20 protein-coding genes and 2 pseudogenes are annotated in these 23544 nt (G+C 70.0%); 9 read left to right on the forward strand and 13 right to left on the reverse strand.

The genetic code is table 11. From position 1 onward, the window contains the following. Nucleotides 1–3 precede the first annotated feature (3 nt). Entirely contained in the window at nucleotides 4–990 is a 987-nt protein-coding gene (locus tag AB0M95_RS32255; protein ID WP_363772782.1) for a BadF/BadG/BcrA/BcrD ATPase family protein, read from the forward strand. A gap of 27 nt (nucleotides 991–1017) precedes the next feature. Here AB0M95_RS32255 and AB0M95_RS32260 read toward each other — a convergent pair whose 3' ends face one another. The 4 genes and pseudogenes from AB0M95_RS32260 to AB0M95_RS32275 form a co-directional block, all read right to left on the reverse strand. Next, nucleotides 1018–1473, reverse strand: coding sequence for an Lrp/AsnC family transcriptional regulator (locus AB0M95_RS32260; RefSeq protein WP_114033716.1), 456 nt, complete (start codon nucleotides 1471–1473; stop codon nucleotides 1018–1020). Nucleotides 1474–1737: 264 nt separating this feature from the next. Then, complete coding sequence (locus AB0M95_RS32265) at nucleotides 1738–2088, reverse strand: hypothetical protein (RefSeq protein WP_363772785.1); 351 nt, start codon at nucleotides 2086–2088, stop codon at nucleotides 1738–1740. Nucleotides 2089–2138: 50 nt separating this feature from the next. Further along, a pseudogene (locus tag AB0M95_RS32270) lies at nucleotides 2139–3044 on the reverse strand (transposase); the annotation flags it as partial. 103 nt (nucleotides 3045–3147) lie between these two features. Continuing rightward, nucleotides 3148–3537, reverse strand: coding sequence for a helix-turn-helix domain-containing protein (locus AB0M95_RS32275; RefSeq protein ID WP_363772788.1), 390 nt, complete (start codon nucleotides 3535–3537; stop codon nucleotides 3148–3150). Between AB0M95_RS32275 and AB0M95_RS32280 the strand changes: the two are divergent. After that, nucleotides 3521–3946, forward strand: a pseudogene (locus AB0M95_RS32280) (steroid 3-ketoacyl-CoA thiolase); the annotation flags it as partial. The gene AB0M95_RS32275 and the pseudogene AB0M95_RS32280 sit on opposite strands and share 17 nt — an antisense overlap. Before the next feature lie 164 nt (nucleotides 3947–4110). On the opposite strand, the gene AB0M95_RS32285 reads toward AB0M95_RS32280, so the two are convergent. Beyond that, nucleotides 4111–4497 (reverse strand): DUF427 domain-containing protein, encoded by a 387-nt coding sequence (locus AB0M95_RS32285; protein WP_363772791.1) that lies wholly within the window; start codon nucleotides 4495–4497, stop codon nucleotides 4111–4113. 117 nt (nucleotides 4498–4614) lie between these two features. On the opposite strand from AB0M95_RS32285, the gene AB0M95_RS32290 reads away from it, so the two are divergent. The 3 genes from AB0M95_RS32290 to AB0M95_RS32300 all read left to right on the forward strand — a co-directional run bounded on the left by AB0M95_RS32290 (nucleotide 4615) and on the right by AB0M95_RS32300 (nucleotide 7746). After that, entirely contained in the window at nucleotides 4615–5067 is a 453-nt protein-coding gene (locus AB0M95_RS32290) for a hypothetical protein (RefSeq protein ID WP_363772794.1), read from the forward strand. Nucleotides 5068–5724: 657 nt separating this feature from the next. Then, complete coding sequence (locus AB0M95_RS32295) at nucleotides 5725–6498, forward strand: enoyl-CoA hydratase-related protein (protein WP_363772797.1); 774 nt, start codon at nucleotides 5725–5727, stop codon at nucleotides 6496–6498. Nucleotides 6499–6829: 331 nt separating this feature from the next. Continuing rightward, a protein-coding gene (locus AB0M95_RS32300; protein WP_363772838.1) for an IS5 family transposase occupies nucleotides 6830–7746 on the forward strand; the annotation gives its coding sequence in 2 pieces (ribosomal slippage) (nucleotides 6830–7186 and nucleotides 7189–7746; 915 coding nt in all). Between the two features lie 151 nt (nucleotides 7747–7897). Here the strand turns inward: AB0M95_RS32300 and AB0M95_RS32305 are convergent. Both AB0M95_RS32305 and AB0M95_RS32310 read right to left on the reverse strand, forming a co-directional pair. After that, nucleotides 7898–9829, reverse strand: coding sequence for an NAD(P)/FAD-dependent oxidoreductase (locus AB0M95_RS32305; protein WP_363772800.1), 1932 nt, complete (start codon nucleotides 9827–9829; stop codon nucleotides 7898–7900). A gap of 262 nt (nucleotides 9830–10091) precedes the next feature. Then, nucleotides 10092–10736, reverse strand: a complete 645-nt coding sequence (locus AB0M95_RS32310) for a PaaI family thioesterase (protein WP_363772803.1) — start codon at nucleotides 10734–10736, stop codon at nucleotides 10092–10094. 152 nt (nucleotides 10737–10888) lie between these two features. On the opposite strand from AB0M95_RS32310, the gene AB0M95_RS32315 reads away from it, so the two are divergent. Then, complete coding sequence (locus AB0M95_RS32315) at nucleotides 10889–12043, forward strand: CaiB/BaiF CoA-transferase family protein (RefSeq protein WP_363772806.1); 1155 nt, start codon at nucleotides 10889–10891, stop codon at nucleotides 12041–12043. A 49-nt stretch (nucleotides 12044–12092) separates the two neighbouring features. Here AB0M95_RS32315 and AB0M95_RS32320 read toward each other — a convergent pair whose 3' ends face one another. Then, on the reverse strand, nucleotides 12093–12797 hold the full coding sequence (locus AB0M95_RS32320) for a nitroreductase (RefSeq protein ID WP_363772809.1): 705 nt from the start codon (nucleotides 12795–12797) through the stop codon (nucleotides 12093–12095). 231 nt (nucleotides 12798–13028) lie between these two features. Between AB0M95_RS32320 and AB0M95_RS32325 the strand changes: the two genes are divergently transcribed. From AB0M95_RS32325 to AB0M95_RS32335, 3 genes are all read left to right on the forward strand, one after another. Continuing rightward, entirely contained in the window at nucleotides 13029–14678 is a 1650-nt protein-coding gene (locus AB0M95_RS32325) for an AMP-binding protein (protein WP_363772812.1), read from the forward strand. Nucleotides 14679–14716: 38 nt separating this feature from the next. Next, nucleotides 14717–16006, forward strand: coding sequence for a phosphotransferase family protein (locus AB0M95_RS32330; protein WP_363772815.1), 1290 nt, complete (start codon nucleotides 14717–14719; stop codon nucleotides 16004–16006). Nucleotides 16007–16341: 335 nt separating this feature from the next. Then, on the forward strand, nucleotides 16342–17244 hold the full coding sequence (locus tag AB0M95_RS32335; RefSeq protein ID WP_363772818.1) for an SMP-30/gluconolactonase/LRE family protein: 903 nt from the start codon (nucleotides 16342–16344) through the stop codon (nucleotides 17242–17244). Nucleotides 17245–17321: 77 nt separating this feature from the next. Here the strand turns inward: AB0M95_RS32335 and AB0M95_RS32340 are convergent, their stop codons facing one another. From AB0M95_RS32340 to AB0M95_RS32360, 5 genes are all read right to left on the reverse strand, one after another. Then, nucleotides 17322–18140 carry an SDR family oxidoreductase gene (locus AB0M95_RS32340; RefSeq protein WP_363772821.1) on the reverse strand — a complete coding sequence of 273 codons (819 nt, stop codon included), beginning with the start codon at nucleotides 18138–18140 and terminating at the stop codon, nucleotides 17322–17324. Nucleotides 18141–18175: 35 nt separating this feature from the next. Further along, nucleotides 18176–19255: an LLM class flavin-dependent oxidoreductase gene (locus AB0M95_RS32345; protein ID WP_363772823.1), complete on the reverse strand. Its 1080-nt coding sequence runs from the start codon at nucleotides 19253–19255 to the stop codon at nucleotides 18176–18178. After that, nucleotides 19248–20744 carry a carotenoid oxygenase family protein gene (locus AB0M95_RS32350; protein ID WP_363772826.1) on the reverse strand — a complete coding sequence of 499 codons (1497 nt, stop codon included), beginning with the start codon at nucleotides 20742–20744 and terminating at the stop codon, nucleotides 19248–19250. Before AB0M95_RS32350 ends, AB0M95_RS32345 begins: the two co-directional genes overlap by 8 nt. 50 nt (nucleotides 20745–20794) lie before the next feature. After that, nucleotides 20795–22168, reverse strand: a complete 1374-nt coding sequence (locus AB0M95_RS32355) for an MFS transporter (protein ID WP_363772829.1) — start codon at nucleotides 22166–22168, stop codon at nucleotides 20795–20797. 152 nt (nucleotides 22169–22320) lie between these two features. After that, entirely contained in the window at nucleotides 22321–23421 is a 1101-nt protein-coding gene (locus tag AB0M95_RS32360) for a hypothetical protein (RefSeq protein WP_363772832.1), read from the reverse strand. Nucleotides 23422–23544 lie beyond the last annotated feature (123 nt).

Here is a 23544-nt window from a genome sequence, read left to right on the forward strand (position 1 = left end):
CGCGTGAAGACCGTCCTGGCGGTCGACGGAGGCAACAGCAAGACCGACGTCGCGCTGGTGGCCGAGGACGGAACGCTCCTCGCGCGCGAGCGGGGCCCCGGGTTCACGCCGCAGAGCTCGGGCGTCCCCGCCGCCATCGACGTCATCGGCGAGACCGTCAGGCGCATGCTGGGCGACGCCGCCGCCACGCCGTACGCCGACCTGGTGTCCGCGTACGTCGCCGGTGCCGACCTGCCCGTGGAGGAACGGCTGCTCGGCGAGGAGATCTCCGCGCGGGGCTACGGCGCGGACGTCGTGGTCGGCAACGACACCTTCGCGCTGCTGCGCGCGGGCGCGTCCCGGCCGTGGGGCGTGGCGGTGGTGTGCGGCGCGGGGATCAACGCGGTCGGGGTCTCGCCCACCGGCGAGGTCGCCCGCTTTCCCGCCCTCGGCAGGCTCAGCGGCGACTGGGGCGGCGGCTACGGCCTCGGCGAGGAGGCCCTGTGGCACGCCGTCCGCGCCGAGGACGGCCGGGGCCCGGCGACGCTGCTGCTCGACGTGGTCCGCGGCCACTTCGGCACCCGGCTGGTCGAGGAGGTCGTCCTCGGGATCCACCTCGGCAAGCTGCCGTCCGACGTGCTGCACGGACTCGTGCCCCTGTTGCTGGCGGCGGCGGCCGAGGGGGACGCCGTCGCCCGCGGGGTCGTGGAACGCCAGGCCGACGAGGTGACGGTCATGGGCGTGGTGGCGATGCGCCGCCTCGGCCTGCTGGAGCGGCCGTGCGAGGTCGTCCTCGGCGGTGGCGTGCTCACCGCGCGCCACCCCCTGCTGATGGGGCTGATCGAGCGGAGGTACGCCGCCCAGGCGCCGTCGGCGACGCTGCTGGTCGCGGACGTCCCGCCGATCGTCGGCGCGGCGCTGCTCGGCCTCGACCGGCTCGGCGCGAGCCCGGAGGCGGCGCGCCGGCTGCGGGAGAGCTTCAGCGAGCCGATCCCGGCACCGGTCCCCTGACCGCCGGGCCGTCGGGGGCGCCTCCGCTCAGGAGGCGCCCCCGGTGAGGTCCGGGGTGCGGTACTCGTACGGCGTGCTCAGCACGATCGTCGTGCGTGTGGCGACGTTCGCCACCGCCCGGATCTGCTGCAGCAGCAGTTCCAGCGCGTTCGGCGACCGCACGCGCACCTTCAGGATGTAGCTCTCGTCCCCCGCGACGCTGTGGCAGGCCTCGATCTCGGTGAGGTGTTCCAGCTTCTCGGGCGCGTCGTCGGGGGCGGAGGGGTCGATGGGCTTGATCGACACGAACGCCGTGAGGGGAAGGCCGACCGCCTCGTGGTCGATCAGCGCGGCGTAGCTCCTGATGACGCCGCGCTTCTCCAGCCTGCGCACCCGCTGGTGAACGGCGGAGACCGACAGGCCGGTCTCCCTGGCCAGATCGGTGAAGCTCATCCGCCCGTCTGCGGCGAGCAGCGTCACGATACGGCGATCGATGTCCTCCACTCCGTAAACGGTAGCGCCCTCTGAACCCGTTTCGTCACGCTTAGCGGTCACGGCATGGCCGCAACCGACACTCGCCGGTCACATGCCGGATTCCCCGCCGCCGCCCGGCGTTCCGCGCGCCCTTCCCGAAACCCCGATCCGGGGCGCGCGGGGGCCCGATATTCCGCCCCTGGAGCACATCTGGAGATCGCCGCACCCCGTCGCCGAACCAGCCGAGCGAAGCGAGGCCATAGGCACGGCTCAGGCACGGCGGCCTCCGACGGATCACGCGAACTTGGCACGGACGTATTCGGCCCACTGACGCTCGAAGTCCTGCCTTTCGATGCCGAGCACCTCGGTGAGCGCCGCGTCGGCCCCCTGGCCCCGGTAGTGCGCGAGCACGAAGGCGACCATCTTCTGCTCGCCATACCGCTCCGCGATCACCTGAATCGCCAGGTGGCTGAGCTGATAGTTCACGCCGATGAGACCGTGAAGGTCCCAGGAGGCGTTGTCCGGGATCCGTCCCTCGAACGGCCGGTCGCCCCCGCCCCGGACGTACGCGCGCGTCTCCGGGGTCCGACCGTTGTCACCGAGGCTCTGGGCGGAACAGGCCCTCACCTTCGCGAGCACGATCATTTGACGCGCTCCCCGGCTGAAGCCCGGGGTTCCGCCTGTGCCGCACATGCTCACGCGGCGGCACTTCGGTGGCTTCCTGCTGCCTCGACCGTACCCTTCGCACCGCGCCGGGGCGCGGGGGTGGGGGTCTTACGGGTCTCCACAGGCGTTTTGGGTCTCCGCTTCCCGCCCGTCTCAGGCGCGGGTTTCCGTCCAGCGGCGACCTGCCGCCTCCCGGCGGCCAGGATGTTACGTGCGGCGTTGACGTCCCGGTCGTGGACCGCCCCGCAGGCACAGGTCCACTCCCGGACCTCCAACGGCATCTTGTCGGCGACAGTCCCGCACCCGGAGCACAGCTTCGAGGAGGGGAACCACCGGTTGATCCGGTGGAAGACCCGCCCGTACAGGGCGGCCTTGTACTCCAGCATGCCGACAAAGGATGACCAGCCCGCGTCATGCACGGACTTGGCCAGCCGGGTGCGCGCCAGTCCCGCCACGGCCAGGTCCTCCACGTAGATCGCTTGGTTCTCGCGAACTATCCGAGTGGATTGCCGGTGGTGGAACTCGCGGCGCGCGTCGGCGACCTTCGCGTGCTGCCGGGCGACCTTCCGCCGGGCCTTGGCCCGGCTGGCCGACCCCTTGGCCTTGCGGGACAGCGCCCGCTGGAGCTTCTTGAGCTTCTTCTCGGCCCGGCGCAGGAATCGCGGGGCGTCTATTTTCCGTCCGTCGGACAGGACCGCGAAGTGCCCCAACCCGAGGTCGATCCCTGTCTCGGACTCGACCGGCGCAAGGGGCCGCTGTTCGACGTCGACGACGAACGAGGCGAAGTACCGTCCGGCCGCGTCCTTGACCACCGTCACGCTGGACGGGTCGGCGGGCAGGGAGCGCGACCAGCGGACCTCCACGTCCCCGATCTTCGGCAGGCGGAGTTTCCCGCCGGGCGTGACGCAAAAGCGGGCGTTCTTCGTGAAGCGGATGACCGGACCGGGCGAATGAGTGTTCGAGAACTCCGCGACTACCTGGGCCGCCGCATCCGCGGCTCGGGGGTAGGTCAGTGGGCCGGACGCGTGGGTCGAAGAGTTATGGCTCCGCAGGCCGGTCGTCCGAAAGGTCCTGGACGGGGACGGCGCCGGTGTAGGTCCAGCCGGGGATTTGGAAGTGGACGCGGCAGGAGCCGCCGGTGACGGGTTCGCCGCAGGTGCGGCACACCAGGACCGGGTCGAGGTCGGTGCCGCAGGAGTGTTCCACGACGATCGGCGGGCGGTCGGCGAGGTGGCGGTCGCCCCACTGGCGCAGCAGGTGCAGGACGGGCTCCAGCTCGCGGCCGGCGTCGGTCAGGCGGTACTCGTGGCGGGCCGGGCGGGTGCTGTAGAGGGTCTTCTCCAGGACGCCGCCCTCGGTGAGGTGCCGCAGGCGGGCGGCCAGGATGTCGCGCGGGGCGCCGGTGTTGCGCGCCGCCGCGCTGCTCATCACGACCAGTGAGACGGCCGCCCGGCTCGGGCTGCGTCCCCTGGCGAGGCTGCACTCCTTCGCCGTCACGGGTTCGGACCCGCTGCTCATGCTCACCGGCGTGATCCCGGCCACCGAGAAGGTGCTGCGCCGGGCCGGGCTGACGCTCGCCGACATCGACCTGTTCGAGGTGAACGAGGCCTTCGCCTCGGTCGTGCTCGCCTGGCTCCAGGAGACCGGCGCCGACCCCGCGAAGGTCAACGCCGACGGCGGCGCCATCGCGCTCGGGCATCCGCTCGGGGCGAGCGGCGCCCGCATCATGACCACCCTGGTCCACGCCATGGGCCGCCGCGGCGCGCGGTACGGCCTGCAGACCATGTGCGAGGCGGGGGGCCTCGCCAACGCGACCATCCTGGAGAGTATCCGGTAAGGATCAACGATTCCGTTCCGACGTCTCGGCCCGGGCTCTGGACGGGGTCGAGGAGGGCAGGCCGGAGATCCTCGCCGTCGAGGTCAGCCGTGGCGTCAAGGCGAAGCTGTCGGGCGAGGTGGACGCGCTCTACCCCGGGCTCGCCCGGGCGTGACGCCGTCCGCTCAGCCCTGCGCGGGACGCTCCTCGATCGCGTCGACGCGGTCGGGGTAGAAGGCCAGGTGCCCCTCGATCTCGGCGACCGCGGCGTAGGGCGTCTCGTAGGTCCAGATCGCGTTGACCGACCGCCCGCCGCCGTCCGGAATGCTGTAGTAGGACGCGTCACCCTTATAGGGGCAGTACGTCGCGTGGCCGGTGCGTTCCAGCCGCGCCATGTCGACGTCCTTGCGCGGGACGTACTGGACGGGCGGGTAGTTCGCCTCGCGCAGCGTCAGCGCGTCCGTGGTGTCGGCGAGCACGCGCCCGCCGACGGTGACCACCACGCGGGCGGGGTTGCGTTCGACCGTGATGGGGTGATCGGGTCCCGGGGTCAGCACCGGCTTGTCCGCCATCGTCATCTCTCCTCAGCTGGTCTTCGCCGTATGCGTCTGCTTGGGCTGGAACACGGCGGGCCGCACGGGTTATTTCACGCCGGTGAGCCGACCGGCCCGCGGGTACGTCTATGGGTCATGAGGACCTGGCGTATCGCGGTGATGTCCGTGCTCGTCCCGGCGATGGTCGCGGGGGCGGTGCCGTCTCCGGCGGCGACGGCGGCCGCGGCGGACGAGGCGCGGCGGGCCGTCCGGCAGAAGGCGACGTCCCTCGTGAAGCTGCAGCGGCAGGGCGGTTTCGCCGGCGTCGACGACCACGTGACCGTCTACACCAACGGCTGCGCCCGCGTCGTCCATAGAACCGGCCCGGCGATCAGGCGATGCCTGTCCGCGGCGGACACGCGCAAGCTCCGCGGTGAGCTGAAACGGCTGAGCCTGGGCCGTTCGCAGACCGCGCCGCCAGGCGCGGACATGTACGAGTACACCCTCACCTACAACGGCAGGAGCGTCAGCCGCTACAGCGTGCCCTCCTCCTGGCGCCCAGTCGTGCGGCGCCTGGAGAAGCTCCTCGACGCCCGCCCCGCCGGCTGACACGGGCCCGGCCTTTCGCTCCTCGACGGCCACGAACGCGCCGGTGTCCCACGTCCCCGCGGGGCCCTGCACGTTGAGCGCCACGCACTGGTCTGCCCAGCGCGACCCGGACCAGGACGACCTGGTGGGGCGTCATGCCGGGCGTGACCAGCAGGGTCGGCTCGGTCGTGGCGGACGGGCCGACGACCAGGGCGCTGCCGTCCGCGCGCAGCACGATGGCCCGCCAGCCGATCCTGCGCAGGTAGGAATCGCGCAGGCCCCGGTGCCAACGACCTGTCTTGAGACAGCCCGACACGACAGCGCATCGTGTGACAATATTGAGACCGATCGAATGAAAATACTGGAGAGTCGCCACGATGTCAGGAGCGCAGCACGCGAGGCCGGCCGAGAGGATCGCGTCCGGACCGGCGACGGCACTCGATCGCCCGGCCACCCCAGCAGGGAGATCGACTTCTCGGCCGTCACCGATGCCGCAGCGGCACTACTAGAGACAAATGGGCAGGAGTCCTCGTGGTACAGACGCGTGCGTCGCCCCGTGCCGAATCTCACCGAGGCCGCCGTCCATCCGTGTCTGACCACCCGCGGCACGTGACTCCGGCTCGCTGTACAGTCCTGCCCCGCACAGGCGCCCCGACGTTGCACAAAGGAGATCACGACATGTCCGCCGAGAGCACCGAGAAGGCGCTACTCATCGAACGGGACGAGCCGGTGGCAGTGGTGACGCTTAATCGCCCGGACCGGCTCAACGCGCTGAGCCACGCCCTGCTGGCCGAGCTGCGGCAGGCGCTGGCCGCGCTCGACGAAGACCACGACATCCGTGCGATCGTGCTGACCGGCGCCGGCCGCGCGTTCTCTTCAGGAGCGGACCTGCGCGGCGGTCCCAGCGACGCCGAAGCCGTCATCCGCGAGTTCTACAACCCGCTGATCCTGGCGATGACGTCGATGAGGACTCCGGTGATCGGCGGGATTAACGGTATCGCCGCCGGAGCCGCGGTGTCGCTGGCACTGGCGTGCGATCTCCGTGTGGCCGCCGATACCGCGTCCTTCCAGCTGTCGTTCGTCAAGGTCGGCCTGGTACCGGACGCCGGATCAACATGGTTGCTGCCGCGAGTGGTGGGGACTGGCCGCGCCGCAGAGATGATGCTGTCCGGCCGCCGGGTCACCGCGGACGAAGCCTTGGCCTGGGGCCTGGTCAACGAGGTGATACCGGCCGTCGAGGTTCGCGAGAGGACCGTGGCCCTGGCGCATTCGCTGGCCGCGCTGTCGTCGTCGGTTGGCGCCGCCCGGCACCTGCTGTATCGAGGGCTCGGCAGCGGCCTGAACGATCAGCTCGACGCCGAGGCCCGTGCGCAGGGAGTGGCACAGCACGGACCGGACTTCCAGGAGGCCCGCAACGCCTTCGCTGAGAAGCGCACGCCACGATTCATGTGATCGGCGTGTTCTCCCCCACGAGCAAACTCAGCCACCGCACGCAACATGATCGATCCATGTCGCGGTGTCGCCCACCTCGACGCGCCGATGCGGCAATCGTTGGCGGGGTGTCCGGGAGTAGGCCAGGCGAAGGAGATACCGCAGACGAGTAGCCGATCCTCCGGCATCCCGAAGTACTCGGCATGAATGACACGTAGGCGGCGAGCGCAACTTGCGGGATCGCACCGAGGCCCAGGCTCTGCGCCGCGAGCAGGAACGTCTCGACGTGGACGCCGCAATCGACCGCGCCCTAGGGCGTGTCCTGTAGATCTTTGATGGTGATTTGGTGTAGATCAGTACGGTGGATGATCGCCTGAATCGTCATGACCTGTCCGAGGAGGAATGGCAACGGCTGTCGCCACTGCTACCGGTCAATCCGCGTCAGGGCGGCCGCTGGGCCGATCACCGGCCGGTGATCAACGGGGTCTTCTTCCGGACCCGGACCGGCTGCCCGTGGCGGGACCTGCCCGAGTGCTACGGAAACTGGAAGACGGTCTACAACCGGCATCGCCGCTGGTCATTGGACGGCACCTGGGCGGTGATCCTGGATCGGCTGCGGGCGGGATGCGACGAAGCCGAAGGCGAGGACTGGACGGTCGGTGTCGACTCCACCGTCGTCCGTGCGCATCATCACGCGGCCGGGGCGCATCACCTGCCGCCCGCGGACTTCCCGGTAAAGGGGACGGCGTAGATCACGAATCGGCCAAGAACCGTGAAGGGCTCGGGCGCTCTCGTGGCGGCCTGACCACGAAGATCCATCTGGCCGCCGATCGGCGGTGCCGGCCCGTCGCCCGGCTCACCAGCGCCGGGCAGCAGGGCGACAGCCCGTACTTCATCCGGGTGATGGCGTCCATTCGCATTCTCCGTCGCGGCCGTGGCCGGCCTCGCCGAAGGCCCGCGCGTGCCCTGGCCGATAAGGCGTACTCTTCGCGCGGCAACCGCGCCTACCTGCGGCGACGCGGCATCCGCGGGGTCATCCCGGAGAAGAGGGATCAGCAGGCCAACCGTTTGAAGAAGGGTCGCCAGGGTGGCCGGCCACCGGCGTTCGACGTCGACCGATACAAAGAGCGCAACACCGTCGAACGCTGCATCGGCAAACTCAAGGCCTTCCGTGCCGTGGCCATGCGCTTCGACAAGCGCGAGCGAATCTACCAGGGCACCATCGACGTAGCCTCGATCAAGATCTGGCTCGGGGACCCAGTTCCTTGATCCAAAGGACACGGCCTAAAGCTCCCTTCAGCGGCGACCCACGGCACGGCCGCCGGTGATCACTGGTTACGCAGGTCAGAGCTCATGAGCGGAAAGAGTTTCCAGGGCAAACGTCCACGCGGACTTACGCCGCGAATTGCCGACTCACGACTCAGTGTTCCGCCGGCACGTCGATGTAGTCCTCTGGGTTGAACTTCTTCGTGCGTCGCCAGAAGTCGATGTACTTCCACGGGCTGCTCACGACCACGCGGCCCTTGCCGTTGCGGTAGTAGGTGGTCGCCTTCATGTGCGACCAGATCGCCTGCGAGAGGGCCTCGTCGAGCTCGTCGTTGTACTCCCGGAAGACGTCCTCGTGCACCTCGGTACTGGCCAGGTCGGCCTCCACGATGTGCTTGATCGCCTGCATGATGTACCGGACCTCGAGCTCTGTGGCGATGATCGCGCTGCCGCCGTGGCCGGCGTTGGTGTTGGGCCCGTTGACGATGAAGAAGTTCGGGAAGTCCGGTACAGTGACGCCGAGGTAGGCACGGGCGTCGTCCTCGCCCCACTGCTCGCGCAGGGTCCGGCCCGAGGCGCCCCGGATCTCCATCGGCCACAAGAACTGCAGGGTCTTGAAGCCGGTCGCCAGCACCACGACATCCGCCTCGAAGCGCTCCCCCGACGCGGTGATCACGGTGTTCTCGGTCGTCTCGGCCACGGCCTCCGTAATCAGGTCGACGTCGTCGCGGGCCACCGTGCGGAACCAGCCGTTGTCGAGCAGCGGGCGCTTGACGTAGGGCGGGTAGTCCGGCAGGCAGTCGTCGAGCATGTCGGCGGCGCGCTCGCCGAGCTCCCGCGTGATGTGCTTGGTGAGGAACACCCGGTGCTTTTCGTTGGTGGCGTTGATCGATCGGTCCTGGTGCGGCCACGTGGGGTCGATCTGCAATGATTCGTGCAGCCGGTCGCCGAAGTTCCAGAAGGTGCGCAGCCGATACCAGCGGGCGTACAGCGGGACCCGGTCCATCAGATGGCGCACGCCCTCGGGGACGTTCCAGTGGTAGTTGGGGTACGGCACCACCCATTGCTTCGAGCGCTGGAAGACCATGACCCGCTCGGCCTCGTCGACGATCGCCGGGACCAACTGCATCGCGCTCGCACCGGTCCCGATCACCGCGACCCGCTTGCCGCGCAGGTCCACGTCCTGCCGCCACTCGGCCGTGTGCATCATCGGGCCCTCGAAGCGGTCCAGCCCGGCGATCGGCGGGATCGAAGGCCGGTTCACCATGCCGACAGCGCTGACCAGGACGGGAGCGGTCAGCTCCTCCGCCCGGCCCTTCGCGTCGCGGATCCGCACGGTCCACGACGCCGACGACACGTCGTAGTCGGCCCGGACGACCTCGGCGCCGAACCGGATCCGGTGGCGGACGTTGTAGCGGTCGGCAAGCTCGGAGAGATAGGCGAACACCTCGGGGCGCTTGGCGAAGTAGCGCGACCACTTCGAGTTGGGCGCGAAGGAGAACGCGTAGAAGTGGCTCGGGGTGTCGACGCCGCAGCCCGGGTAGACGTTCTCCAGCCAGGTGCCGCCCAGGTCGCCGTCCTTCTCCAGGATGACGTAGTCGATCCCGGCGGCCTCCAGCTTGAAGGCCGTGCACAGCCCGGACAGACCGGCGCCGATGATGACCACCTTGAAGCCCTCGCGGGCCCGCGGGATCTCGATGTCACGCGAGATCAGGCCCATCTCCTCGCTCAGCAGGGGCCCGTACTCGGCGGGCACCTCCTCGACGAGCGCGACCGACAGCAGCTCGGCGACCTGCTCCGGAGCCAGGTCGACCGGCACGAGCCTGCCGGCCTCGTCGTCCAAGATGGCCGCGTGGGCAGCGTCCCGTACCTCGGTCTGCAGTTCCTCGGACAGGCCCGCGGTGTCGTTGTCGCTCAACGGCTTGCCGCGCCGGGGCGTGTACGGGTCGGCGAGCCACTTCCGGTCACCGGTGAGGTGCGTCAGGACAAGGAGCAGCGTCGGGATGTTCGCGACCTCGAGGGCCGCACGGAGCTCGCGATCCCCGTCCGGTTCGCTCTCGGACTGCGGCTGTCTGCTGCGGGTCACGACCGATTCGGACAACTGACTTCCCCTTCTCCACGGAACGCGCGGCACCCCCCGCCCACGCGGGCAGGGCGACGCGGAGCGACTCACGGGTGGCAGGTCTCCCGCCGGGCGGACATGCGGCGCTGTCGGCCACCCGCACCGCGTGGCGGCATCCACCTATATTGAGACTGTAAGGCTCAATATAATGTGGGCAAAGATTTAGTGTCAATGCGAGGTCGGTCACATCGGCCGGCGTCCAGGCCGGTCGGCTGGGCCGGGAAGTTCAGGACAGGGCGGCCGCGGTGTCGAGATCGATCGCGAGGAACAACGCCTCGGCCTCGGCGAGCGTCGTGCCGTGCTGCTCCACGACCGCGTCGATGAAGAGCTTGCGTCCGTCCCTGCGGCGCATCTGGCCGCGGACGCCGAGCGGGACTCCCACCGGCACCGGCTTACGGAAATGGACCTCGAGCCTGGCGGTGTAGCCGGGCGTCCGTTGCAGCGAGTCCAGGACGAACCCCATGACGTCGTCGAGGAGCGCGGCGACGACCCCGCCGTGCGCGATGCCGGGCGAGCCGGCGGCGGCGGCGGCGAGCGTGACCGTCGCGTGTACCGCGTCGCCCACCCGCCGGGCGGTCATCGCGAGCCCGAGGGGGTTCGCGTGCCCCGAGACCGGGCACAGGACGCCGTGGTCGACGACGGCGCCGTCCGGTGGCACGGGCTCGGCGAGGCGCGCCACCTCGTCCGCGACGGTCCGCTCGACGAGGGGGCCGCCCATGACCGCGACAGCGAGCTCGTCGGCGAGGTCCGCGACGCGTTCCAGCACCGCGTCGTCCGCCCGGTGCGCGACCATCGCGTGTCCCAGATTGCGGAGGGCGGCGGCCGCACGCAGCCGTGAGCGCTCCCCCATCACTTCCGACGTAGTGTCCATGGCGACGACAGTAGCCGATGAGGCTTGGGCGGTGAACGATCGTTGACAATCCTCCGCCCAGGGGACGACGATCGCTACGCGGTGCGCGCAAACGGCAGGGCACCGGATCCCCATCGCGACGAGCGGGCGATCCCGCTCCCTGGAGGCGACACATGACCCACAGCCACACGACCGGACCACTGGCCGGGCTGCGCGTGGTGGAGCTCGCGGGCATGGGCCCCGGGCCCTTCGCGTCGATGCTGCTGGCCGACCTGGGAGCCGAGGTCCTGCGTGTCGACCGCCCGAGCGGCACCGGCGGGACGGCGATCCCGCCCGAGCTCGACGCCCTGCGCCGCGGTCGCAGCTCTGTCGTGCTTGACCTGCGCCGCCCCGAGGGGGCGCGGGCCGTGCTCGACCTCGTGGCGCGGGCCGACGTGCTCATCGAGGGGAACCGGCCGGGCGTGACGGAGCGCCTCGGGCTGGGGCCCGAGGACTGCTGGGCCCGCAACCCGCGGCTGGTCTACGCCCGCATGACCGGGTGGGGCCAGGACGGGCCGTTGGCCGCCTCGGCCGGCCACGACATCACCTACCTCGCCCTGACCGGTGCCTTGCACGCGATGGGCCGCAAAGGCGAGGGGCCCGCGGTACCGCTGAACCTGGTCGGCGACTTCGGCGGCGGCTCGCTCTATCTCGTCGTCGGGGTGCTGGCCGCCGTCTTCGAGGCGACCGGCTCCGGCAAGGGCCAGGTCGTCGACGCGGCGATCGTGGACGGCGCCACCTCGCTGACGACCGTGCTGCACGCCATGATGGCGGCCGGCATGTGGCGCGACGAGCGCGGCGTGAACATGCTCGACACCGGTTCGCCCTGGTACGACGTGTACGAGACGTCCGACGGCCGCCACATGGCCGTCGGCGCGATCGAGCCGAAGTTCTACGCGGAGCTCATGACGCTGCTGGGTTTGGACCCCGACGAGGGCAGGCGCCGGGACGCCGCGGCGTGGCCGGCCCTCCGCGAGGAGATCGCCGCGGTCTTGCGCACCCGGACCCGCGACGAGTGGGCGAAGGTCTTCGACGGCACAGATGCGTGCGTGGCGCCGGTGCTGAGCCTCACCGAGGCACGGCACCACCCGCAACTGGCGGAGCGGGGCACGTTCGTCGAGATCGGGGGAGTCCCGCAGCCGGCACCCGCGCCGCGCTTCGGCCGCACTCCCGCACCGGTCCCGCAGGCCCCGGTCGCACCGGGGGCCGACACCAGGCGGGCGCTCACCGAGTGGGGCGTGTCCGAGGTGGACGCGCTGATCGAGAGCGGCGTCGCGGTGCAGGCCTGACGGCGGCGGCCGGCGGCCCCAACGAGGCGGAGGCCACCGGCAGTGCGCGTCAGTCCACCCAGGTCACGGTCTCGGGGACCTCGACCCGGCGGGTGCGGAAGGAATTGGCCGGGTGGTCGTGGTCCGGCCGGCCGAACGAGATCCCGCAGACGACCAGCCGGTTCTGGGGCAGGCCGAAGAACTCGCGGATGAAGGGGCTGTACGCCGCCAGCGCGGCCTGCGGGATCGCGCCGAGACCAAGGCTCTGCGCGGCCAGCAGGAACGTCTCGACGTAGATCCCACAGTCCACCGCGCCGTACACGCCCAGATCGGCCTCGGTGGTGATCACCGCGGCGTGGGGGGCGCCGAAGAGCGCGAAGTTCTTCGCCGCCTGCACCGCGGACGCCGCGCGGTCTCCCCTCTCGATCCCGACGCTTTCGTAGAGTTGCCAGGCTGTCTCCTTCCGGCGCGCGTCGTAGCTGCCCGCATAACGCTTTGGGAAGGGGAAGTCCGGCGCCAGTGGCGCGGACGCAGCATGCGCCGACAGGGCCGTCCGGAAGCGCTCGGTACCCTCTCCTTCGGTGAGCACGACATGCCAGGGCTGGGTGTTGCACCAGGAGGGCGCGCGCCGGGCCAGATCCAGGACCTGCTCGATGATGGGGCGGGGCACCGCGTCGTCGAGGAAGCCGCGGCAGCTCCACCGCCCGTCAAGCAGCCGCCCAAGGGCGGCCGTGTCCGGACCGGTGCCGCAGACCTCGGCGTTCGTGACCGTCATGGATGTACCTCCGGATCGGGACGTTTGGCTCCACGCTACGCGACCGTGAACGACCGTTCCTCCACTGCCCGGCGAGATCGACGCGGGGAGCAGCCTCGTCTCGCGAAAACGAGCGTAGACAGGCCCCGTAGCGAGGGATAGATTCTGAGACGAGCTGGTCAACAATTGCTCGCCGGTAACCGTCCGTTCGATGCTCGAGCGGGCCTTGACCGACATCGCACGAGGAGGTTGATGGTGGAGCAGGTTCTCATGCCGCAGCCGGAGTCAGGTCCGACCAAGCAGGATCGACAGACCGACACGGCGCTGCACGCCCTGGCCCGGGCGGTCGCGGTGGTCCCCGACCAGGTCTTCCTCGACTTCTCGGGCGACCTGTACACCTACGCCGAGACCGAACGGCTGGCCACCCGGTTCGCTCACGAGCTGATCCGGCTCGGGCTCGAGCCCGGCCAGACCGTCGCGACCCTCCTGGACAACTCGATGGACCAAGTCGTCAGCTGGCTGGCGATCAACAAGGCGGGTGGTCTCTGGGTCCCGCTCAACACCGCCTACCGGGGCGATTTCCTACGCCACCCGATCGACGACTCCCTTGCGACCATCGTCGTCGCCGACACGCGCTACATCGGTGACGTCGCCGCGATCAGCGCCGATCTCCCCCACCTGCGACTCGTGCTGCGCCGCGGTCCGGCCACAGGTGAGGCGCCGGCGTGCGCGGTCCCGATTGAGGCCCTCGACGACCACCGCGGCACGGACGACACGCCGATCCCGATCAGCGCCCAGCCCGGCGACCTGTCGATGCTGATCTACACGTCCGGCACGACGGGTGTCTCCAAGGGCTGCATGATCAGCTACAACTTCATCCTCAACCAGGGCCGCCAGTCGAACCAGGCGGTGCCCCCGCTGCCCGGGGACGTCATGTACACGCCGCTGCCGCTCTTCCACGTCGCCGCCATCGACGTGGCCCTGAGCGGGCTGCTCGCCCAGGCCAGGGTCGCGATCTCCGAACGCTTCTCCGTCTCAGGGTTCTGGGCCGAGATCGAACGCTCCGGCGCCACCCAGGCCCGTCTGATGGCCTCCATCTTCCCGCTTGTCGCGAACGCACCTGACACCCCCGAGATGCACCGCTGCCGCGGGCAACTCCGCTCGGTGGTGGGCGCGCCGTTCCCGCCCGCGCTGCGCAAGGTCTGGCAGGACCGGTTCGGCGTCGAGTTCACCGACGGTCACAACTACGGCCTGTCCGAGGGCGTGCGGCTGGCCATGTCGCGATTCGGCGACGACTCCATGCCAGAGGACTGCTGTGGGCGGATCGCGGACGACTACGAGGTCGTCATCCTCGACGAGGACGACCGCATCCTGCCCGACGGCGAGATGGGCGAGATCGCCTTCCGCCCCCGCAAACCACACATCATGTTCGTCGGCTACTGGCGCCGCCCCGAAGCCACCGCAGAAGTCTGGCGCAACCTCTGGATGCACACCGGAGACTACGGCCGCATCGCGAACGGCTACCTCTTCTTCGTCGACCGCAAGAAGGACTACCTGCGCAGCCGCGGCGAGAACATCTCCAGCTTCGAAGTCGAAACCGCTTTCCTCAACCACCCCGCACTCAGCGAAGTCGCCGCCCACGCCGCCGACGACGGCATAAACGAGGACTGCCTCAAGATCACCGCGGTCCTCCGCGAAGGACACGCCCTCAGTGAGGAAGAGCTCTGCCGCTGGGCGCTCGACCACGTCCCGCACTTCGCGGTCCCCCGCTACATCGAGTTCCGCGATGAACTCCCCCGCACCCCCACCAACAAGGTCCTGAAGTTCCAGCTCCGCAAGCAAGGCGTGACCGCAGGGACCTGGGACCGCGAGGCCGCAGGCATCACCGTCCGGCGCCGCTGAACCTCGCCGCCGCACCGTCACCGCCGAACGGAGTTCCCGTGTCAGTCCCCGACCCGCAGTCTCTGCCCCCGGTCACCAGCCGCCTGCTGGCCTCCGTGGCCGATGAGCTCGCCATGGTCGCCGAGGAGATCGGCGACGCCGGGCTCGCCGGGCGACTCGAGCACGCATCGGCCCTGCTGGCCTGGGTGCGCGGGCGCCTGGACGTCGACGAGGACGCGTCCGCCGAACTGGCCCGCGAGGTGACCCGGCTGTCCGCGGGCGCCGACGGCTCCGGGCTGCTCCGCAAGTCGATCCACCGCTTGCTGGACTCGATGCGGCCCGCCGACACCCGCGTCGCCGAACCGTCGGCCGGCTCCCCCGCTGCGGGTGACAAGCCGGTGTCCCCCGTGGACGTCACCACCTACCTGCGGGCCCGCAGGCCCGGCTCCACCGACGAGGCGCACGAGGTGCGGGCCATCCTCGGCGGCTTCTCGAAGCGCACCTTGCTGGTGGCCGCCACGCTCGACGGCGTCCGCCAGGAGATCGTGCTGCGCCAGGTACCGGCCGGCAGGCGCGCCCGGTCACTCGCCCCGGAGTTCGAGGTGGTCCGGGCCGTGTACGCGGCGGGTCTCCCGGTCCCCGAGCCGATGTGGATCGAGCCCGAGGACAATGCGTTGGGCGGGGCGTTCTTCGTGACGCGCCGCGCGCCCGGGAGCAACGTCGGCGACGTTTGGGGGGCGAGGGGAGTGTCGAAGGACGTCTGCCTTGAGGTCGCCTCAATCTACGCGCGGCTGCACCAGCTCGACGTCGAGGGCGTGCCGATGCCTGTGTCGCCGCGCAGCACCCCCGAGGAGCTGCACGAGATGATCTCCTGGCAGGAGAGCACCCTCGCCAAACGCAGGATCGAGATCGAGCCCGTCCTCGCCGCCCTGCTCGCCTGGCTGCGGGCGCATGTCCCGGCCGCGCCGGCCCGCCGGTCACTCATCCACGGCGACGCCGCGTTCTCCAACCTCCTGATCGAGGACGGGACGGTCACCGCGGTACTCGACTGGGAAGCGGCGCACATCGGCGACCCGGCCGAGGAGCTCGCGTACCTGCGGCCCTCTGTCGAGCCGGTGCTGCCATGGGAGGAGTTCATCGGCCACTACGTCGCGGCGGCCGACTGGGCCCCGGACCCGGAAGTCATGCGGTTCTTCGAGGTGTGGTCGCATGTGTGGCGTCACATCGGCTGCCTCTGGCTGGCGCAGAACTACGACGCCAGCAGGCGGTACGCCTCCGCTATCGCCGCGTATGTCCACGGTCCCCGGTTCTTGGCCGAGGGAGTCACCGCCGCGTTCGGTCCCCCCTGACACCGCCGGGTCCCCGGCCGATCCCCCCGCGAAGTGGAGGCAGGCGATGCGCCTGGTCGACCGGATCAAGGACGTCATCGTCGGCGGTACCCGCCCGACCCTCGACGAGCTGCGCGAGCGCTGCCGCGCGCTGATCGCCGAATACAAGCCACCGCGTGCCCTGGTCCTGGGCCCGATCCCCGCGACAGCGCGGGCAAGGTGCAGAAACAGCTGCTCCGCGCCCGCCTGCAGGACTGAGCCGGCGCCACCGCGCCGGACCGCTGACCTCCCGGATCCACACCGGCGACACCTCCGCACGTCCCGCGCCCACCCCGAACTGTCAGAGGAGACAGCACATGGCCAGTTACGAACTGCAGACACTCGCCACCGGTGGCGCCTATTTCGAGGCGCCACGCTGGCACGACGGCCTCTGGTGGGTCTCCGACCTATACCGCAAGGGCATCTTCACCTACACCTCCGAGGGCAAGGAGGAGCAGGTCGTCGCCCTGGAACACCAGCCGTCCGGCCTCGGTTTCATGCCCGACGGCAGCCTGCTCTACGTCAGCCAGGAGGACCACCGGATCTACCGGCGCGCGGCGGACGGCACCACCACGCTGCACGCCGACGTGTCCGAACACTGCCGTGGCGACCTCAATGACCTCGTCGTCGACGAGCGCGGGTACGCCTACGCCGGCTTCTTCGGCTTCGACCCGTTCGCGGGCGAGCCGCCCGCGAAGGCAGCCGTGATCGGGATCGATCCCGAGGGCGACCACCGCGTGCTGGCAAGGGACATGGTGTTCCCCAACGGTTCGGTGATCACCGCCGACGGCCGCACACTTATCGTCGGCGAGGGCCTGGCGGGCCGCTACACCGCCTTCCCGATCCAGGCTGACGGCTCGCTCGGCGAGCGCCGGGTGTGGGCGGAGCTGTCGAAGGCGCCTGACTTCAGCTCCTTCGATGCCCTCATGGCGGGTCTGGACCTGATCCTCGACGGCTGCTGCCTCGACGCCGAGGGCCTGATCTGGGCCGCGGACCCGCAGAACGCGCGGGTCATCCGGGTGCGCGAGGGCGGCGAGATCGTCGAGGAGATCAAGGCCCCGGAGGGCCAGAACATCTTCGCCTGCATGCTCGGCGGCTTCGACGGCCGCACCCTGCTGCTGTGTATCGCGCCCGGCCTGGTCGACAACGACCGGCTCGGTGGCCTGGCCGCGACACTGCAGACCACCCGCGTCGAGGTCCCGCACGCCGGACGCCCGTGACCTGATGTGCGCGATGACGTGGGGGCCACCGCGATCGCGGTGGCCCCCACGTCGTCCGCCGGCCCGGCGGCCTTGGGTCAGCGGGGTGCGCCGTCCTCGAGGAAGTCGGCGAAGAAGGGCTGGTGGGCCAGCAGCCCGCCGTCGACCCGGATGAGCATCCCGTTGATCCCGCGGGCGTCGTCGGAGGCCAGGAATGCGACCACCTTGGCCAGGTCCTGCGGGGTGTTGAGCCTCGGGTTCAGGGTGTGCCGCTCGTAGCTCGCCCGGAACTCCTCCGGGGCCTGCTGGACGGGCGGGCTCAGCGTCGTCCCCGGACACACGGCGTTGCACCGGATGCCTTGCCGCGCGTACTGCGTGGCCGTGTAAAGGGTCAGCGCATTGACCGCCGCCTTGGACGCCCCGTACCCGGTCAGCTGCAGGTCACCGGCGAACGAGTGCGTCGAGGAGGTGTTGACGATCGCCCCGCTTCCCGCGGCGACGAGGTGTGGCAGCGCGTGCTTCGTCAGCAGCATCGCGCCGCGCACGTTCACGGCCATGACGTCGTCCCAGACCTCGATCGCGAGGTCGCCGACCCTACCGTCGGCCCTGGGGAAGATACCCGCGTTGTTCGCGACGATGTCGAGCCGGCCGAAGGTGGACACCGCCTCCGCCACGAGCCGCTCGATCTGTGCCTCCACGCGGATGTCGGTGGGTACCGCCAGGGCCACCTTCCCTGCGGTGGCGTCGTTGAGCCGGTCGGCGAGGGCGTCCGCGCCCTCGGTGTTCACATCGGCGAGGACCACCTTCGCGCCTGCCGCGACCAGTTCCGTGGCGATCGCCCCGCCGATGTTGAGGCCACCCGGTTCCACGACCGTCGCGCCGGTGACGATCGCGACTTTTCCGTCCAGTGTGGGCATGATCTGTGTCCTTCTCTTCGATCGGGTCGGTGGGGTCAGGCCGGGGCGACCCGCCGCACGCTCGGCAGCACCTCGCGCGAGAACAGCCGCATCGACGCCCGTGCCGTGTCGACGGGCATCCCTGGGAAGTGCATCCGCAGCACCCAGTGGTCGCAGGGAAGGGTCGCGGCGTGCCGGCGGAGTTCGGCGACGAGCGTCTCCGGGCTGCCGATCAGCATCCGGTCGCGGCCGAACTCGCGCAGGGCGTCCGCCTTCAGGTCCGCCTCGTCGGCGTCGGCCCGGTAGCCGCCGTCACGCTGCACCGACGGCAGCTTCATGTGCGCCGAGTAATCGGCGAACAGGGTGGCCAGGTAGGGGGCGGCAACCGCCCAGGCGTCGTCGTCGGTGGGAGCACAGAAGCACTCCCGGACGATCGGGTACTCCACCGCGGCCTCGTGGTGGCCGGCCTCGGCGAGCGCCTCGTCGTAGATTGCCCGCTGTTTGACCGCGATCGGCAGGGGTGCCCCGGACAGCGGGACGGTCAGCCCCATTCGGGCGGCGCGGGTCAGCCCCGGGCGCCGCTGCGCTCCCATCCACAGCGGGACGGCCGGCTGTACCGGAAGCGGCGCGATCTTCGCTGCGGCCAGGTGGTGCACCCGCCCGTCGAAGTCGAACTCCTCACCGGCGAACGCCCGCCGCAGAATCTGCACGGACTCGACCAGGTGCGACACCCGGCGCTTCGGGTCGAGCCCGAACCGGGCGAACTCCTCGTCCCGGTACCCCATCCCGAGTCCGACCGTGACCCGGCCTCGCGACAGGTTGTCCAGGGTCGCCGCGTCTTCGGCGAGGCGCAGCGGGTGGTAGAACGCCGGGAGCGCGACGGCGCTGCCGATCCGGATCCGCTCGGTGGTCGCCGCGGCCGCCGCGGCGACCACGAACGGCGACGGCACCTCGTTGATCGCACTGCCGTGGTGCTCTGTGAAGAACATGGAGTCAAAGCCCCAGTCCTCCAGGTCGCGGGCGAGGGACGGGACCGCGGAGAAGGCGTCGGCGGGAGTCAGCGCGCCCCCCGGCGGAGCCTGCAGGGCGAAGAGCGCGCCGACCTGGACCGGGCGATCCGCTGCTCGCTCAGCCACGGAAGTCCATCCAGTGACCGTGCGCGGTCCAGCCGAGGGCGAAGGGGAGCTCGATCCGGGCGATCGGGCCGACCGTGATGTCATGGGTGTCGAAGATCTGGTACTCGCCCCGCTTCTCCGCCCACCAGGACACCGGCACGATCAGCCATCCGTCACCCTCCGGCGCATCCGGCGTCCGTGGCACGAAGGTCGCCTCGAGAACGGCCGCCGGCTGATCGGTGCGGATCCGGTACTCCTGGTCGGACAGCGTCTGCATGTCGGTGACGACCAGGCTGTTCATCGACATGCCGGCCCGCTTCACCACGCCGCCGACCTGGTAGCCCCAGCGGTATCCGCGGCCGTAGAAGCGCTCGTCGACCTTCGGCAGCTCCGAGGGCCGGTCCGAGAGCCGCTCGCTGGAGGTGGCACCGGTGCCGAGGTCGACGCTCCAGCGGCCGAGTTCGCTCTTGGCGATGGAGAAGAACAGCGCCACGTCGTCCCCGTCGGCGAAGTCCTGCTCGAACGGGAACGGCGGCCGGTTGAAGATCGGGCCGTCGAGCGTGAGCCGGTCACCGGTCACGTTGGCCGACATCGTGTGCATGATGTACTGCGCCTCGATGTCCATGGTGACCCAGCGGATCGGGGCTGCCAGGTCGTGCCGCGGGATCAGCGCGAGCACGATCGGCAGCTCCGGCTCCCACGCGTAGACGCTGCGACCTTTCAGGATCCGGGCCTTGTCGACGAGGAAGGGCTGGAACGGCATCACGACGTGCTCGGGCGTGAGCCAGATGTCGTGGGCGACCGAGTTGTAGGGCGCGTCGTCGATGTCGCGCGACAGCACGCCGCCGTCGGGCCGGACGACGTGGAGCGTGACGTACGGCTTGGTGTCGCGGTAGGTCCAGCCGTAGAGGATACCCGTCTCGTGATCCCACTTCGGGTGGGCGGTGAACCCTGCGTCACCGAAGGCCGCCTTCTCGTGCAGGCCGGCCGACAGCTTCGACGACCAGGACACGGCGCCCACCGTCTCAAGCGTGATCGGGTCGATCGCGATGGGGGCGCCGACCGAGTCTGCGGTGGCGATCATCTTGCCCGCGAACGGGAAGATGTTGACGTTGTTCGTGCCCTGCGGCACGCCGGTCGTGTACCGGTCGCGCTGCACGTCACCCAGGCCGAACGAGCGCCAGTCGTGCCACTCGCCGTCGGTCCAGGTGAACATCCCGCGGCCATGCTCCTCCTCCAGTTGGTACTTGGGAGTGCGTACCCAGCGGTTGCGGAAGTCGGCCCGGCCGTTCTCCAGCACCAGACCCTGCACCATGCCGTCCATGGCCAGCAGGCCATTGGTGCCCTGCTTCGTGGGCCTCTTCCAGGTCGGGCCGACCCGGTAGAAACCACCGGCCAGGTCCTTCGGGATCTCACCCTCGGTGACGATGCACTCCTCGACGGTGGCCTCGAAGCGCATCGGCTGGAATGGGCCCTTGAACCGGGCGTCGACGGGAATCGGGTAGCCCACGGTGTGTCAGCTCCTCGCGTAACCGGTGGTCGCGCCGCCGGGCAGGCGGCTCAGGACAGGAAGTTCTCGGCAGGCGGAACCGGTGCGGGAGTCGGTTCGAGGGCGGCACGGGATTCGGTGCGCCGGTGCAGCAGGCTCAGCAGCCCCATTGCGACGGCGGCCAGGCCCGCCGGAACCATCGCGCACAGGAAGATCGCCTGGGGGGAGACGTTCGCCCCCAGCAGAATGCCGCCGATGGCCGGGCCGACGAGCGAGCCCACCCTGCCGACGCCGTAGCACCAGCCTACTCCGGTGGCCCGGATCTTCGCCGGGTAGAGGCCGACGGCGACGGCGTTCACGCAGGTCTGAGTGCCGATCACGCCGATGCCCAGCGCGAACACCGCGAACAGCAGCGGGACGAGGCTGCCCATTGTCTGCGCCGTGACGAAGGTGGCGATCGCGGCGAGCACGAAGCCGCCGGCCAGCATCCGGATCGGGGACTCTCTCCGGTCTGCCACGATGCCTAGCAGCACGCCGCCGATCATGCCGCCAAGTGTGCAGACGGATGTCGCGATGAGCGAGGCACTCTTGCCGAGGTCGGCGGCGGTAAGCAGGGAAGGCATCCAGCTGAAGATGAAGAACGACAACAGCAGGGCGTTGAAGAAGACGATCCAGAGCAGCACCGTCGTGAGCGCGCGACCCTCGGTGAACAGCGCGGTCATCGGGGCCCGGCCCGCCTTCACCTTCCCGGGCAGCGCCAAGCGGTCGGTCTCCGTGATCGATTGCGACGGGTCTATCTGTTCCAGCAGCCGGGCCGCGTCCGCGTTCCGGCCGCGGGCGACGCAGAACTGCACCGACTCCGGCAGCCATCTCAGTGTGACCAGCACGTAGACCAGCGGCGCGATGCCGCCGAGCAGGAACACCGAGTGCCATCCGAACGTCGGCACCAGGTACCCGGCGATGAACCCGCCGATGAACCCGCCCGCGGCCAGCCCGGCACCCGCGAGGGTCACGACGGTGGCGCGCATCGGCTTGGGCGCGTACTCGGAGCAATACCCGATCAGGCTCGGGACGACGGCCCCGAGCCCGAGGCCCGCGCAGAACCTCAGCGCGGCCAGCTCTGCGATGCTTCCCGAGAAGGCCGACACGAGGGTCAGTGCGCCGAAGACGACGAGGCCGACGTTCATGATGCGGCGCCGGCCGAACCGGTCGGCGAGTGGGGCCAGCAGGAGCGCCCCCGCGATCGTGCCGAGCAGGCCGCCGATGATGACCGGGGTCAGGGCGGCGGCGGTCACCTTCCAGTCGCCCGAGATCGCCGGCACGACGAAGCCGATGATGAGGCTGTCGAAGCCGTCGATCATGGCGAGACCGAAACTGAGTACGAGCGCGCGCTTTTGCAGTCGCGAGAGCGGCGCGGCGTCGATGACGGCCTGGGCGTCGATCATCCGTGAAGTCTGTGAAGAGGGCATGGTTCACTTCCCTGTGGTCGCCCCGGTGTACGGGCGGTCTACACAATGCCGGGGCCGCCCGGCGTAGTACGGCGTGCACCGGCATGGGGCACCACCCACCGATTCACACGACGTTTCTCGGCCCGGTGTTATCGCCCCAGGCCGTACTTCTCCACCCGCCCGGAGCTCATCACGGGCAGGTGACCGGTGCCGGGCGCACCGTCGATCCAGACGCGTGCGGGTTGTTCGCGGTGCCCCGGGAACCACGGCTCACCGTTCCGGGTCACCCGACCAGGGACGGACAGGTCGACCCGGTCGGTCTCGACGATCTCGCCCCGCGGCACCCCGACGCCCCGGCTGTCCTCGTAGCCGTTCTCGTAGCCGGTGCCGCGATAGGCCCATGCGCTCTGCAGTGCCTCGGCTTCCAGCGTCATCTTCTGGCCGTCGGCCAGGAACAGGTGATAGACGAGCGTGCTCCAATCACGGCTGCCGTCGATGAACACGATGTCGTGCTCGACGCGCTCGATCCGCACCGGCTCCCGGTCCGACCCGGAGGCGTAGATGACCTCGCCGTCGAAATGCGTCACGGTACCGGTGCCGGTCTCCCTGAGCTGGAAGTGCACCGCGACTTCGCCGGTGGTCGCGAACGTCCACAGCCACAGCATCGGCGAACGGGTGTGCCCGTGCGACGGCTCGAAGCCACCGACGTCGGGCCGCACGCCCCAGGAGTGGTCGCGGACCCCCCACCAGTCGTCCGACTCGTACCGGGTGCCGTCGAGGTCGATCCAGCCCTCCAGCCGGCCGATCTGGTCGTAGCGGCTGGTGTCCTGGACGATCCGGCCCTCGCTGAAGGTGAAGTGCGGCTCCTCCAGGTACACCGGGAACACGCTGGTCCAGTGAAGCTCCGCGCTGAGCGGATACTTGCCGGGTGTGAGCGTCAGCCGCACCCGCTCGTACGGCTCAAGCACCTGGATCTCCAGGGGGCCGACCACCGAACGCAGGTCGTTGCCGAGCGGGCGCGAGACACGCACGTTGGTCTGCTGCCGGTCGTGCTGCGCCACGAGGAAGCCGTCGGCCACGTCCATGTTCTTGTAGACGCCCATCCCGGCGAGCATCATCAGCTCCCCGCTAGGGTGCACCGCCTCGAACCAATGCCGGTCGTAGAATCGGTGGTCCGTGGTCCCAGGCACCCGGAACGGCTTCGACGTCTGGTGGTTCAGCTCCTCGTCGAGGGGGCCCAGCAGTGACATCGTCGACTTCCCTTCGTTCATGTCGCACCGGGTCAGACATCCCTGGAGCCGGAATGTCAAGCGGCGAGGTCGTGTTGCCGGTGTGACCATGCGGTTGCTTGGTCGTAGGTGGTGTGGGTTTTC

The organism is Sphaerisporangium sp. NPDC051017 (assembly GCF_040683095.1).
In the GTDB taxonomy this organism is placed as follows: domain Bacteria; phylum Actinomycetota; class Actinomycetes; order Streptosporangiales; family Streptosporangiaceae; genus Sphaerisporangium.

Coding starts and splice junctions, on each gene's coding strand:
- AB0M95_RS32265 (WP_363772785.1), bottom strand. CDS start 2,088: ATGATCGTGCTCGCGAAGGTGAGGGCCTGTTCCGCCCAGAGCCTCGGT.
- AB0M95_RS32275 (WP_363772788.1), bottom strand. CDS start 3,537: ATGAGCAGCGCGGCGGCGCGCAACACCGGCGCCCCGCGCGACATCCTG.
- AB0M95_RS32285 (WP_363772791.1), bottom strand. CDS start 4,497: ATGGCGGACAAGCCGGTGCTGACCCCGGGACCCGATCACCCCATCACG.
- AB0M95_RS32290 (WP_363772794.1), top strand. CDS start 4,615: ATGAGGACCTGGCGTATCGCGGTGATGTCCGTGCTCGTCCCGGCGATG.
- AB0M95_RS32295 (WP_363772797.1), top strand. CDS start 5,725: ATGTCCGCCGAGAGCACCGAGAAGGCGCTACTCATCGAACGGGACGAG.
- AB0M95_RS32310 (WP_363772803.1), bottom strand. CDS start 10,736: ATGGACACTACGTCGGAAGTGATGGGGGAGCGCTCACGGCTGCGTGCG.
- AB0M95_RS32315 (WP_363772806.1), top strand. CDS start 10,889: ATGACCCACAGCCACACGACCGGACCACTGGCCGGGCTGCGCGTGGTG.
- AB0M95_RS32320 (WP_363772809.1), bottom strand. CDS start 12,797: ATGACGGTCACGAACGCCGAGGTCTGCGGCACCGGTCCGGACACGGCC.
- AB0M95_RS32325 (WP_363772812.1), top strand. CDS start 13,029: ATGGTGGAGCAGGTTCTCATGCCGCAGCCGGAGTCAGGTCCGACCAAG.
- AB0M95_RS32335 (WP_363772818.1), top strand. CDS start 16,342: ATGGCCAGTTACGAACTGCAGACACTCGCCACCGGTGGCGCCTATTTC.
- AB0M95_RS32340 (WP_363772821.1), bottom strand. CDS start 18,140: ATGCCCACACTGGACGGAAAAGTCGCGATCGTCACCGGCGCGACGGTC.
- AB0M95_RS32355 (WP_363772829.1), bottom strand. CDS start 22,168: ATGATCGACGCCCAGGCCGTCATCGACGCCGCGCCGCTCTCGCGACTG.
- AB0M95_RS32360 (WP_363772832.1), bottom strand. CDS start 23,421: ATGTCACTGCTGGGCCCCCTCGACGAGGAGCTGAACCACCAGACGTCG.